Consider the following 12344-nt stretch of genomic DNA (forward strand, 5'->3'; position numbering starts at 1 on the left):
CGGTGATTAACCGTCAGCAGTTATTTATTGTGCTGTCAAGGGTGGCGTCCGGTTACCTCAATGTAAATATCTGCGATTTTCAAGGTTCATCTGAGCCTATTTTTTTGACTCAGTTTTTTCATAGATCATTTGACACTATCATTCTTTTTTATATTTTAACACATGTGTTTATACGAGGAAAAAGAAATAATGGCAAAATTTTTCATTAAATTTATTGATCCGCATCCATCTCTTTCATAGCTCTGGCAAATTCAGCCTGGAAAAGCGCATTTTCTTTTTCATGCTCCAAGGCCCCGGCCCTTATCTGCTCAGGCGACAACACCTCCGATCCTATGAACCTAAGTGCCTCCCCAGCCTTCACCGTCTTAAGCACGATCTGTCTTGAACACGGCCCAACCATCAGTAGTTCCATGGCTTCTTCGTCTGATAAAAAACCGCTTGTTATGATTCCGAAGGTGTCATAAATCGTATCATTGGCGATAGGCCCAATGATCACATCGTACTCTCCAAACAAGTCAGGCCTGACCCTTCTGTTTGAAAAGATATACTCAAACCACTCCTTATCCCTCTTTAGCTCTTTTACTAAAAGAGTGCTCTCGTCAAGCTCGTAGTGGTTTACGATCACCTCTTTTCCCTTCTGCTCCCTGGCCCATCTCATGGCGAATTCCTTGTTGTCAGTGGTGTAAAACCCCTGGCCAAAGTCCGCATTTTTCCTGCCGTGATGAACATCAGGCTCCTTAATGACGTCGTATCCTGCGTGAAATAAGGTGATCATAGGCGCTCCTCTTTGGTGTTAAAAAAAGGGCTGAGCGCTATTGCGCCCAGCCCCAGTAGCTTATATTAATTATGCCATAAGCATGCGGAACATTTCAATTACCTGCTCTTTTGTAGCTTCTCTTGGGTTTCCAGGATAGCATGCATCATTAAGAGCGTCTGTAGCAAGAACATCAAGGTCTTCCTCTTTGATCTTATCAAGAGTCTTAGGAATACCAACATCCTCAGAAAGCTTCTTAACTGCAGCGATAGCAGCATCTCTGTACTCTTCCTGGCTCATGTTGTCTACGCCCTCAACACCCATAGCTCTTGCAACCTCGCGAAGTCTCTCGCCTGTGTACTCGCGGTTGAACTCCATTGAGATTGGAAGGAACATAGCACATGCAACGCCGTGAGGTGTGTCATAGTGTGCTGAAAGAGTGTGTGCCATAGCGTGGTCGATACCAAGACCAACGTTTGAGAAGCCCATTCCTGCGATGTACTGGCCAAGAGCCATTCCTTCGCGGCCTTCCTTGGTGTTCTCAACAGCGCCTCTAAGGTTCTTGGAAATAAGTCTGATAGCCTCGAGATGGAACATGTCTGTCATCTCCCAGGCAGCTCTTGTTGTGTAGCCTTCGATAGCGTGTGTAAGAGCGTCCATACCTGTAGCAGCTGTAAGTCCCTTAGGCATTGAAGACATCATCTCAGGGTCAACAACAGCAACGATTGGCATATCGTGAGTATCTACGCACACGAACTTTCTCTCTTTTTCAACGTCTGTGATAACGTAGTTGATTGTAACCTCAGCTGCAGTTCCAGCAGTTGTAGGAACAGCAATGATAGGAACGCAAGGGTTCTTGGTTGGAGCAACGCCCTCAAGTGAACGAACATCAGCAAACTCAGGGTTTGTGATGATGATACCGATAGCCTTTGAAGTATCCATTGATGAACCGCCGCCGATAGCGATGATGCAGTCAGCACCTGACTTCTTGAAGGCCTCTACGCCGTTCTTAACGTTCTCAATTGTAGGATTGGGTTTGATATCTGAGTAGATCTCGTAAGGGATCTTAGCCTCATCGAGAAGGTCTGTAACCTTAGCTGTTACGCCAAATTTGATAAGATCTGGATCTGATGCAACAAATGCCTTCTTAAATCCGTAGTTGTTAAACTCAGTAACAACTTCCTTGATGGCTCCTGCGCCGTGATAAGATGTTCCGTTTAAAGAAATTCTGTTTGCCATAATGCTACTCCCTCCAATAAAAGTGTTTTGATGTTACACGGATTTTTGAAATCCATAAAGAGCATAGCATTTTAGCATATTTGAATAAAGTTACACTTTATCCAAAGTGTAACTTTTCCTAAATTATTTCAAGTTCTTTAAATTTCTTTTCAAGGTGAGGTGGCATGGCATCGATCATAAGATCCGCCAGCTCCTCTTCTGACTCTTTCATGCCCTTTAAAACCCACTGAACGGTCATATAGATAGAGGCCTGGCAGTACATCTCAAGGAGCTTCCTGGTCTTTTTGTCGGGAAGCTCCCCTGTTTTTTCCCTGATGAGCCCGCAGTAGAACTCGTAGATCATGTAGAAATCGTGGTCCTTAAGGTTATTCTGCTCATCAACCTTAAAGGCCGCGGAAAAGAAAAGTCTCTCCTCGTTAATGTATCTGAACTTCTTGATAAGCCCTTCTCTTAAGGTTTTCCCGCTTCCCAGCTGGTTAAAGGACTCCTCCAGGAGCCTGTCAAAATACCAGTTGATAAGGTCGTATTTATCAATAAAGTTCCGGTAGAAGGTCTGCCTTGAAACGCCGCACTCTTCTACTATCTGCTTGACGGTGATGTTCTCAACCGCCACTGTTTTCATACATCTTTTTACAGCTTCTGCAAGCTTGTATTTACACTCATTTTCTCTGACTGATTCTCTGGTGTTCAAGTGTTATTTCCTAGTCCTTTCAGGTCGTCGATGTTGTAGTTGCCAGGATCAAACATGGCTGCGTGGGTCTCAAGGATCTCCCGGACCTCCGCCTCTGATTCCACAAATACCCTGGCGATCTGAGGGTCAAACTGGGTTCCTTCGCCCTCTTCTATTATCTTCATAGCCTGCTCAACTGTAAATGGCTCCTTGTAGCTTCTCTTGGATACAAGGGCGTCGAATACGTCCGCCACAGCCATGATACGGGCGGAAAGAGGTATCGCTTCCCCGGCAAGTCCGCTTGGATAGCCCTTTCCATCCCACCTCTCGTGGTGGTAGTTGGCAAGGTTCTTGGCTTCCTTAAGGTATCCGCTGTCAGAAACCAGTGACATGGCGCTCTGGATAATGCCAGAACCAGCGGTGGTATGGGTCTTCATGATCTCATACTCTTCATCAGTAAGGCGCCCTGGCTTGTTCAAAATAACATCGGAAACATGGATCTTACCTACATCGTGAAGTGGCGCTGAGTTTGCCACATCTTCTATGAAGGGATCTGTAAGAACATCTGCATAGACGCCCTTTTCCTTCATCTTTCTCATGATAAGCCGCACATATGCAGCAGTCTTACGAACATGGTCTCCTGTGTTCTTGTCCCTGCTCTCCACAAGGTCCGCAAGAACGTAGATAAGGCCGTTCTGCATGTGGGTTATTTCTTCACCCTTGGCCTTTACATCCTCAAGGTATCCAACAGTGTCAGCAATGGTCTTTGACAGTGATTCGTAGAGGTTTTCTATCTCATCTCCCGTTACGATGCTTAGGTTATGGAGTCTCTCCACACTGTGGTCTCGGCCTTCCTCAGTGTCGTAGGCAAATTTCCTGGCTGTCCTTGTCATGGCTGCGATAGGGAAGATCAGGTGATAGTCCACTAGCCAGATGCACAGCGCCAGGATAAAGATATAAAAGCCCATGAACAGTGAAAAAACCTTGGTCATATAGTTAAGGGTTGTAAGGAAGATATCCTGTACCTTGATATCAGCAGCCGCATAGCAGACCACATTTCCTTTTGAGTCTACAACAGGCTCAAAAACAGACAATAGACGTCCATAAATGGTGTCATCCCTTAGAGGCGATATCTCTTTTCCCTCAAGGAACTCTTCCCTGTAAGGAAGAAGGTAGTTCTCCATCTCAATGACAGTTCCGGGCTCCTGGCCTTCAACCTCCGGAGTATCAAGGTCAAATACCACATGCACTCCGTCTTCCTCAAACCTGTAAACATAGACAAACTCAATGTCCGGATTACCTTTTCTGATGCTCTCAAGATTTTCCTCAACCAGGTCGTAGCCTGGCGCAGCCCTGCCCTTGTCTAGGTACTCCTGGACCTTATCTCCGTCAACCGCCTTGGCCGCCAGGCTTGCAGCGCTGGTGCAGCTGTAAGTGTACTGGTTAAGTGCAAATATCCGGAACAGGATAAAGCTGATAATGGTGGTAACTACAGCAACGCACACCATGATAACCGTGATGATGGCGATGATCTTGCTTCTAAGTGAAAAAGATCTTGTGACGTTGTGCTTAACATCCAAAAGAGCTTTCTGACTAAGGGGAGTCTGCCTCCAGCCCGTAAGCCACAGCTCTGTTTTTTTCTTTTCAGGGATCATCCTGATAATGGCAAATACCAGGATCACAGTGATGGCCTTATCAACCAGGTCAATGGCCACATCCGACAGCATCTGGGCCCAGAAGACATTAAGCTTTCCGCTGTCCAAAAGAGCTTTCGCAAAAGGTGCAGATATTCCCTCGCCCATGCCATAGCCATAGAGAAGGTATGTAAGGATTGAGCCAAGGGCGCCTCCGATGAAGGCAAATACCGGGATTGTCAGGATGGCCTTGTGGAATTTTTCAAAAAATCCCCTTCTGCCAAGCCAGGTTCCGCAGGCTGCGATCATGGTGGAAAGCACTACATAATAGGCGTTTCCAGGGTTTCCCCTCATGTTGATGATGTTATTTAAATATCCCACGAAAATGCCGGGAAGATACCCACCAAGAACAGCCGCCAGCAGCGTTCCCACGTTATCAAGATACAGGGGAATGTTTAAAAGCGACGCAGTTCTTGGGAGAATGAAGTTTATAGCAATGCATCCGGCAAAGAAAAGCATTTGAAAGAAGATATACTTGTTGTTCTCTATATCTATTGGTGCCATAACCTTGTTCGATTTCATATTAAAGTCTCCTTATATGAACACCTTTTTTGAAAACATGACTGTAAATATATAATAACGCATAATTGAACATATTGTAATGGAATAATGATTTCTTAATACTTGCGTCAGTTGTTATAATAAATGTTGTACAATTTCTTTCCCGGGAGGTGTCACATGTACTATCTTATCAACAACGTTCTTGAAGAGTGCAGCGCCGAGCAGTGTCACGATGCGGCGGTTCCATATGTAGCGATCCTTACTCCCGCCCAGTGGGCTGAGCAGAGTGAAAACTTTGATATGGGCCTGGACTTCGATATCAGTAACGATGATATTTTCACAACAAAGGCAGAAGTTAACTACGATTCCCTGACAGGAACCTTCTTTATTCCTACACAGTCCTCGCATTCGTCACTTCCACAGAAGTTCTCCTATGCACTTGATGAAACTGGAATTGTATTTATAGATAGCAGCGACACAGTTCTTTCGCTTGTTAAGCGCATCCAGCGCCTAAAGAAGTGGAAAAAGCCTTCCCTGGAGCGCTTTTTCTATGACTTTTTGGAACTTATAATCCACAACGATCTTCTCATCATGCAGGGCTACGAGCGTGAGCTTGACCGCCTGGAAAAAGATATCTTGGAGGACGCAGAGTCTGCCGATATGTCCAGAAACAACGACATCCGAGGCGATATAAGAGATCTTCGTATCCACTACGAGCAGCTCCTTGACCTAGGCCAGGAGCTTGAAGAGAACGAGAACGGTTTCTTTAACGAGGAAAACCTTCGCTACTTCAGCATGTTCTCAAGTCGCGTAGAAAGGCTCTACAACGCAGCCACCCACCTTAGGGACTACACCATCCAGCTCAACGACCTTTACCAGTCACAGCTTGATGTTCACCAGAACCGCGTAATGACTGTCCTTACAGTGGTAACAACCATCTTCATGCCTCTGACCCTTATCGTTGGCTGGTACGGAATGAACTTTAAGTATATGCCAGAGCTTGAGTCCCAGATCGGATATCCTATAGTCATCGTCCTTAGTATCCTGATCGTTGTAGGAAGTCTTCTTTTCTTCAAAAAGAAAAAGATACTTTAATTGCAATAAATTGCCATATTTTGCCTTTTTTGGACAAATTTTGTTATTGTGCCACAATATGATGTGTTTAAATTAGCATTGTGTTATAATTAGTAAAAGGTTACGTTTTATTGGGGGTAAATATGGGGATTTTCGATAAGCTTTTTTCAGGTAACAAGGTTGAGATAGGCTCTCCAGTGAATGGCAAGATTGTGCCAATAGACACTGTAAGCGACCCAACCTTCGCTCAGGAAATGATAGGTAAAGGCGTTGCCATTATCCCAGAGGATGGCAACTTTTATGCACCAGCTTCAGGGACACTTGTAGCTCTTTTCCCAACTGGTCATGCATATGCTCTCAACACTGATGATGGTGCTGAGATTCTCGTCCATATCGGAATCGATACAGTCAAATTAAACGGACAATTCTATGATGTACAGGCCAAACAGGGTGACGCTGTCAAAAAGGGTGACCTCATAGTTAAAGTCGACCTTGAAGGCATCAAGGAAGCTGGCTATGACACTGTAACTCCTGTCATCATCTCTAATTCAAACAAGTTTTCCAAAGTAGAAAAAAAGGACGGAAACGTAACAGCAGGGGAAGCTGTCGTCCTTTTATATAAGTAAATACAACCATAAAAAGGAGGAATGATCGTATGATGAAGTATTTACAGAAAATTGGAAAATCCCTAATGCTCCCCGTTGCAGTACTTCCAGCTGCAGGTATCCTGTATGGTATCGGATACTGGCTTGATCCCACTGGCTGGGGCGCAAACAGCGTTGTTTCAGCATTCCTGATCAAGGCTGCATCTGCTATTATCGACCAGATCCCTATTCTTTTCGCAATTGGTGTGTCTGTTGGTATGGCAAAAGATCATGACGGAACAAGTGCTCTGTCAGGTCTTGTTTCTTTCCTGATGATCACCACTCTTCTTAGCACAGGCGCTGTTGCTATGTACAGAGGTGTTGACGCATCAGAAGTTCCTGCCGCTTTTGGCAAGATCAGCAATGCTTTCATTGGTATCCTTGCAGGTATCATTGGTTCAAGCTGCTACAACAGGTTCAAAGACACCAAGTTACCAGACTGGCTGGCATTCTTTAGTGGAAAGAGATGCGTAGCTATCGTAACAGCCTGCTGCTCAGTTCTTGCATCAATCGTTCTATACTTTGTATGGCCTCTTATCTTCGCTGGCCTCGTTGCATTTGGTAAAGCAATCCTTGGCCTTGGCGCTATAGGTTCAGGTATCTATGCAATGCTCAACAGAGCACTTATTCCTCTTGGACTTCACCACGCTCTCAACGCTGTATTCTGGTTTGATACAGCAAACATCAACGACCTTGGCCTCTTCTGGTCAGGCGCTGACGGAGCAGTTAAGGGTGTTACAGGACAGTACATGACAGGATTCTTCCCAGTTATGATGTTCGGTCTTCCTGCAGGTGCTCTTGCAATGTATCACACAGCAAAAGATTCAAAGAAAAAGGCTGCCGCATCACTCCTTCTTGCTGGCTCTCTTGCTTCTTTCTTCACAGGTATCACAGAGCCTCTTGAGTTCGCATTCATGTTCATGGCTCCTGGTCTTTACCTTGTACACGCTGTTCTTACAGGAATATCAGCTGTTATTTGTACACTGCTTCCTTTGAGACTTGGATTTAACTTCTCAGCAGGTTTCGTTGATTACATCCTGAGCTTCAAGGCTCCTATGGCTGTTAATCCACTTCTTCTTATCCCTGTTGGCCTTGTATTTGCAGTTATCTACTACTTCGTATTCAGATTCGTTATCATAAAGTGGGACCTCAAGACTCCTGGACGTGAAGACGACGAGGAAGATGAAGAGAAGATTGAGCTTGCAAACGATGACTTCACAGGAATGGCTAAGCTTGTTCTTGAAGGTCTTGGCGGAAAAGACAACATCAAGGAACTCGACTACTGCGCAACAAGACTTCGCCTTGAGATCAACGATTATACTCAGGTTGATGAAAAGAAGATCAAACAGGCCGGTGTTGCTGGCGTTGTTCGTCCTTCTAAGTCAAACGTTCAGGTTATTGTTGGACCTAAGGTTCAGTTCGTACACGACGAACTTAAGAAGATGCTTTGATCTTAAGTTTTCTTGATAGTTTTATCGCAAAAACAGGGCGACGGTACCATTTGGTACCGCCGCCTTTTTGTTTGAACATCAATCCTTCTTATTGTCTACGTTTATATTGATACCTTCCCCTCCCAGGTTGATGTTCTTATTTACCTTTGCATCATAGGTTCCGGCCTTCATGATCTCAGTAAAGTCAACGCCTGTAGCTTCTGACATGGTATCAAATACCTGTTTCATCACAATTGGCATATTCCCTGATATCTGGCTTGCGCCATTTGAGCCATCCCCTGTGCCATAGATGTTGATCTTGTCGATCTGTGAGAGAGGTTTTGCGATCTCAGCAGCCATCTGAGGCATGATCTTGATCATCATTTCTGCCATAGCAGCGCCGTTGTACTTCTTGTAGGCTTCTGCCTTCTTTTCCATTGCCTCAGCTTCAGCAATACCTTTTGCCTTGATAGCTTCAGCTTCCGCCTTACCTTTTGCTGCAATACCAGCTGCCTCAGCATCATATTTTGCCTTGATACCAGCTGCTTCCTGCTCTGCTGCGAACTTCTGGGCTTCAGCCTGTGCCTTCTTGGCATCAGCTTCACGCTCCTGCTCGTACTTTGCAGCTTCAGCCTTCTTCTGTCTCTGAACCAGCTCAGCCTCTGCCTTTTTCTCTGCCTGATATTTCTCCGCATCGGCCTTTTTCTCAATCTCAGCAGCAAGTTCCTGCTGTTTTACTACTACTTCTTTCTGCTTAAGTTCTGCTTCGCGCTCTGCTCTTGCAATCTGTGCATTTACAGTAGCGGTCTGGATGGACTTTTGCTGTTCCTGCGTCTGGATCTCATAAGCTGCATCAGCTACAGCACTTGCTGTGTCAGCTTCTCTTTTCAGCTCTGCCTGCTTGATGGCAAGGGCATTGTTCTTTTCAGCAATCTCAGTCTGTGCAAGGACTCTTGCGTCATTGGCAGCCTTGTCAGCCTCTGCCTGAGCGATTGCTACGTCCCTGTCTGCCTGAGCCTTTGCAATTGCAGCGTCCTTCTTGATCTTAGCGGTATTATCCATGCCAAGGTCGCTTATAAGGCCGTTCTCATCAGTTACATTCTGGATATTGCAGGACAGGATCTCGATACCGAGCTTGTTCATATCCTTTGAAGCCTTTTCCATAACCTGATCTGAGAAGCTGTCCCTGTCAGTGTTGATGGTCTTAAGAGCCAGTGTACCAATGATCTCACGCATATTACCCTGTAATGAGTCCTGCAAGTCCTGTGTGATCTGCTCAGGGTTCTTGTTAAGGAAGTTCTTGGCTGCCAGCTGAATAGCTTCTGGAGTTGTACCAATCCTTACCTTTGCAACTGCGTCTACGTTTACATTGATGAAGTCGTTTGTAGGAACTGACTGCTCAGTCTTGATGTCGACTGTCATCTGTCCAAGGTACAATTTGTCGACTCTTTCAAAAAATGGAACCTTTACACCTGCACGGCCTATGAGTATGCGAGGAACCTTTCGCAGGCCGGAAATAATAAACGCCTTATCCGGAGGCGCCTTCACATAACCAGCGGCAATCACTACGATCGCCAATACGATGATGAAAAGCAATCCGATAAAAAATGATCCTTTTAGTAACATACAATCCTTCCCTTCCTGCGGGAACACTTATAAGACCCGCAAACACCCATTTATCAATACTTTTGTATAAGTGTTTCTCTATGATTAAATTGTATGTTTCACGGGCCCCCAAATACATGAAAAAAGCAGCAAAATAAGCTTGTTATTTTGCTGCCGGTAGACTATGACTAGGTTTGCCAGGATCTGTTATGCGTTTTTCTTTTCTTTTATCATCCTAAAGAGTGTGATACCACTGGTTACTACAGTTGCTGCATCGAAAATTGCTCCAGTGTAGGACTTTATCATGAAGTGGTAGATCACCCATGGAACAAATGAAAGTGTCACAAGGAGCTTGAATTTAACAGGATCCTTGATGTCCATAAAGATGATGTAAATGGTGCACACTGCAGCTGGAATGATCCCTAAAAGCCCCTGGTCGTTTAAAAGAATGGTAAATCCGATGGATGCAGCAATCAAAATGGCCTTCCAGGCTGTATTTAGCTTGTCCTTGTAGCAAAGGTAGTTACGAAAGCACGAAAGGACGTTACTTACCGCTCCTGTGACGCCGCCAAGGATCAGCATGCTCACAGCCTGCATAAGAAGCTGCACTGTCTGAACTATAAGGATCTTGGTCTTCTCTTTTATGGCACCTGATCCAACCTGCACCAGTGCTGCCAGGAAATCAATGATATTTGCGATTACTACTGTTGTCATACCTAAACCTCTTTTTATGCTAAATTCGTTATACTTATTTAATAATTTGAGCCCTAAGCAACTAGTATAATATGACGATATATGTATTAGCAAGAGAAAGGAGGAAGATGACAGATGATCAAAATTCTTCCAAAAAGATAAAAGTACCTTCACTGCGGCAGGATCCCGGTGGAGGTACTTTTTTATGCTTATTTTGTTGTATTTCTTTTAACCAATCTCGATTGTTATATCGCCGCTTCCACATCTGATCTTGCAGTTTCCACCGTTTCCGTCCTGTGGAACTCTTACATCACCCGATCCGGAATTGGCATCGAAGGTCTTGGCAGTCCTAAATGAACCTGTAACATCGCCGCTTCCTGTGGAGATTACGATGTTTATGCCATCGCAGCTATTAAAATCAATATCTCCGCTTCCAGATTTAAGATCCATGGATGCTGCGTCGCAGCTTGCCAGATTTATCTTTCCTGAACCTGTCTTGATGGCCAGTTTTTCTTTTGCAAAGATGTTCTTAAGCTCCACATCACCGCTTCCAACATTTACCTTAAGCTCTGCAAAAGAGAATTTGTCCTGAATGTTCATATCTCCGCTTCCAAAGCTGGCTTCAAAATCCCTGTAAGAATCCTTGGGAAGATAGAGGATCTCATCGGTATGTGGGTAATTGACCATGATATGGTCTCTCCAGTCAAAGCTCTCTTTTTCTGTGATAACAAGCTCTGTTCCGCGAACATCAACTGTGTACTTATTATTCTTAAACTCATGACAGATAAAGTGTGTATCCCCATCCTCTGATGGCAAAACTATAAGGTCGTGAGAAAGCAACTCAACCTTGATATCTTCAAAGTCCTCTGTTATATCAAATACTTTTTCTTCATATTCTTCCGTCTTAACGATCTTGGAGAAATCTCCGCCTGCAGCTGTAACTGCGAAAGACGCCATAAAGCTTCCCAAAATCACAAGGCCGATTGCTACAAATATAGTGATCTTTTTCTCAAGTCTCATTTTTTCCACCTCCTACGAACAACTTCTTAATTCCAAGAATTATCATCTTACTGATGTATAAAAGTCCCTTAGTAACCTGGTTAAATCCAAAGAACAATAGTATCGCAACGCCTATAAGTGCGATTCCGCAGCCTGCATAGAACAGTGCTCCAAACGGTCCTCCTGGCTTGATCGCAGCAACGATAAGTCCTGCAAGTCCTGATATGAACACCGAAAGATCAGCTACATACAGCGAAAAAATAATGCTCCAGAAGCTGATATATATAGCCAGGATCACGACTATTCCTGCAAGAAGTAGCGGAATCCACAAAGGTGCTCCTAGAGCCAAAAGAACTATCTCCCCAGCGCCAAAGCTTCTCTTTGGAGTCATCTTCTCTTTTACGATCTTGGTGATAGGCACTTCCTCAAGGATCTTGGACCTTATCTCGTCGATACTTCCAAGGGCTGCAACCGCATCTTCCTCAGTCATTCCGTCCTCAACGCGGTCATCTATCATCTCTGTGTAATAGTCCACCGACCTGTTTATATCATATTGGGAAAGGCCGGCAAGGCTATTTGTAAGCTGCTGTGTAAATTCTGCCTTATTCATGTTTATCCTCCCTCGTAACAAACTCGTAAATCTGCTTAAGTTCCTTCCATTCCTCTTCAAACGCTTTTAATCTCTCCAGGCCTGAAGCTGTGATGTGGTAATACTTTCGTAGCCTGCCATTGTGCTCAGCGGTCCGGACAGTGAGCAGCTGCTGGTTTTCAAGCCTTCGAAGTATCGGATAAAGCGTTGACTCGGATATTTCCACGAAAGGACTCATATCCTTTACGATCTGGTATCCATAGGAGTCTTCACTTTTGATGGCTGCAAGGACACACACATCCAGTAGTCCTCTTTTCATTTGATTTTCCATCGCAATACCTCCTGATACACAATACTATATGTCGCATAGTATTGTGTGTCAAGTAGTATTTTAAAAAAACAAGACACGGGGACGGTTCTACTGTCTCATTGCGCGCAATGAGACAGTAGAA

The 12344-nt window shown here is 44.6% G+C and carries 12 protein-coding genes; 3 read left to right on the top strand and 9 right to left on the bottom strand.

What is annotated here, in order from left to right; all coding sequences use genetic code 11:
• Positions 1-211 precede the first annotated feature (211 nt).
• The 4 genes from J6I68_RS11725 to J6I68_RS11740 all read right to left on the bottom strand — a co-directional run bounded on the left by J6I68_RS11725 (position 212) and on the right by J6I68_RS11740 (position 4879).
• Complete coding sequence (locus J6I68_RS11725) at positions 212-775, bottom strand: DUF3990 domain-containing protein (RefSeq protein ID WP_292220538.1); 564 nt, start codon at positions 773-775, stop codon at positions 212-214.
• Positions 776-844: 69 nt separating this feature from the next.
• Positions 845-1993 (bottom strand): lactaldehyde reductase, encoded by a 1149-nt coding sequence (gene fucO / locus J6I68_RS11730; RefSeq protein WP_292220540.1) that lies wholly within the window; start codon positions 1991-1993, stop codon positions 845-847.
• A gap of 118 nt (positions 1994-2111) precedes the next feature.
• Positions 2112-2615, bottom strand: coding sequence for a TetR/AcrR family transcriptional regulator C-terminal domain-containing protein (locus tag J6I68_RS11735; RefSeq protein ID WP_292220555.1), 504 nt, complete (start codon positions 2613-2615; stop codon positions 2112-2114).
• A gap of 65 nt (positions 2616-2680) precedes the next feature.
• Positions 2681-4879 (bottom strand): HD domain-containing phosphohydrolase, encoded by a 2199-nt coding sequence (locus tag J6I68_RS11740; protein WP_292220541.1) that lies wholly within the window; start codon positions 4877-4879, stop codon positions 2681-2683.
• A 156-nt stretch (positions 4880-5035) separates the two neighbouring features.
• Here J6I68_RS11740 and J6I68_RS11745 point away from each other — a divergent pair, with 156 nt between their 5' ends.
• The 3 genes from J6I68_RS11745 (at position 5036) to nagE (ending at position 8027) form a co-directional block, all read left to right on the top strand.
• Positions 5036-5953, top strand: a complete 918-nt coding sequence (locus J6I68_RS11745) for a magnesium transporter CorA family protein (protein WP_292220542.1) — start codon at positions 5036-5038, stop codon at positions 5951-5953.
• Positions 5954-6075: 122 nt separating this feature from the next.
• Positions 6076-6558 carry a PTS sugar transporter subunit IIA gene (locus J6I68_RS11750; protein WP_292220543.1) on the top strand — a complete coding sequence of 161 codons (483 nt, stop codon included), beginning with the start codon at positions 6076-6078 and terminating at the stop codon, positions 6556-6558.
• A gap of 29 nt (positions 6559-6587) precedes the next feature.
• Positions 6588-8027: an N-acetylglucosamine-specific PTS transporter subunit IIBC gene (nagE, locus tag J6I68_RS11755; protein WP_292220544.1), complete on the top strand. Its 1440-nt coding sequence runs from the start codon at positions 6588-6590 to the stop codon at positions 8025-8027.
• A 78-nt stretch (positions 8028-8105) separates the two neighbouring features.
• Here the strand turns inward: nagE and J6I68_RS11760 are convergent, their stop codons facing one another.
• From J6I68_RS11760 to J6I68_RS11780, 5 genes are all read right to left on the bottom strand, one after another.
• Entirely contained in the window at positions 8106-9632 is a 1527-nt protein-coding gene (locus tag J6I68_RS11760; RefSeq protein ID WP_292220545.1) for a flotillin family protein, read from the bottom strand.
• 186 nt (positions 9633-9818) lie between these two features.
• Entirely contained in the window at positions 9819-10325 is a 507-nt protein-coding gene (locus tag J6I68_RS11765) for a YgjV family protein (protein ID WP_292220547.1), read from the bottom strand.
• Positions 10326-10532: 207 nt separating this feature from the next.
• Complete coding sequence (locus J6I68_RS11770) at positions 10533-11324, bottom strand: DUF4097 family beta strand repeat-containing protein (RefSeq protein ID WP_292220549.1); 792 nt, start codon at positions 11322-11324, stop codon at positions 10533-10535.
• Positions 11314-11913 carry a DUF1700 domain-containing protein gene (locus tag J6I68_RS11775; protein WP_292220551.1) on the bottom strand — a complete coding sequence of 200 codons (600 nt, stop codon included), beginning with the start codon at positions 11911-11913 and terminating at the stop codon, positions 11314-11316. The genes J6I68_RS11770 and J6I68_RS11775 overlap by 11 nt, the downstream gene beginning before the upstream one ends.
• Positions 11906-12223 carry a PadR family transcriptional regulator gene (locus J6I68_RS11780; protein WP_292220553.1) on the bottom strand — a complete coding sequence of 106 codons (318 nt, stop codon included), beginning with the start codon at positions 12221-12223 and terminating at the stop codon, positions 11906-11908. The genes J6I68_RS11775 and J6I68_RS11780 overlap by 8 nt, the downstream gene beginning before the upstream one ends.
• Positions 12224-12344 lie beyond the last annotated feature (121 nt).

It is taken from the genome of Butyrivibrio sp. (assembly GCF_017940685.1).
GTDB lineage: Bacteria > Bacillota > Clostridia > Lachnospirales > Lachnospiraceae > Butyrivibrio.

Bases quoted from the DNA above. Each gene is read 5' to 3' on its own strand.
- J6I68_RS11725 (WP_292220538.1), bottom strand. From the start codon at position 775: ATGATCACCTTATTTCACGCAGGATACGACGTCATTAAGGAGCCTGAT.
- fucO (WP_292220540.1), bottom strand. From the start codon at position 1,993: ATGGCAAACAGAATTTCTTTAAACGGAACATCTTATCACGGCGCAGGA.
- J6I68_RS11735 (WP_292220555.1), bottom strand. From the start codon at position 2,615: ATGAAAACAGTGGCGGTTGAGAACATCACCGTCAAGCAGATAGTAGAA.
- J6I68_RS11740 (WP_292220541.1), bottom strand. From the start codon at position 4,879: ATGAAATCGAACAAGGTTATGGCACCAATAGATATAGAGAACAACAAG.
- J6I68_RS11745 (WP_292220542.1), top strand. From the start codon at position 5,036: ATGTACTATCTTATCAACAACGTTCTTGAAGAGTGCAGCGCCGAGCAG.
- J6I68_RS11750 (WP_292220543.1), top strand. From the start codon at position 6,076: ATGGGGATTTTCGATAAGCTTTTTTCAGGTAACAAGGTTGAGATAGGC.
- nagE (WP_292220544.1), top strand. From the start codon at position 6,588: ATGATGAAGTATTTACAGAAAATTGGAAAATCCCTAATGCTCCCCGTT.
- J6I68_RS11760 (WP_292220545.1), bottom strand. From the start codon at position 9,632: ATGTTACTAAAAGGATCATTTTTTATCGGATTGCTTTTCATCATCGTA.
- J6I68_RS11765 (WP_292220547.1), bottom strand. From the start codon at position 10,325: ATGACAACAGTAGTAATCGCAAATATCATTGATTTCCTGGCAGCACTG.
- J6I68_RS11770 (WP_292220549.1), bottom strand. From the start codon at position 11,324: ATGAGACTTGAGAAAAAGATCACTATATTTGTAGCAATCGGCCTTGTG.
- J6I68_RS11775 (WP_292220551.1), bottom strand. From the start codon at position 11,913: ATGAATAAGGCAGAATTTACACAGCAGCTTACAAATAGCCTTGCCGGC.
- J6I68_RS11780 (WP_292220553.1), bottom strand. From the start codon at position 12,223: ATGGAAAATCAAATGAAAAGAGGACTACTGGATGTGTGTGTCCTTGCA.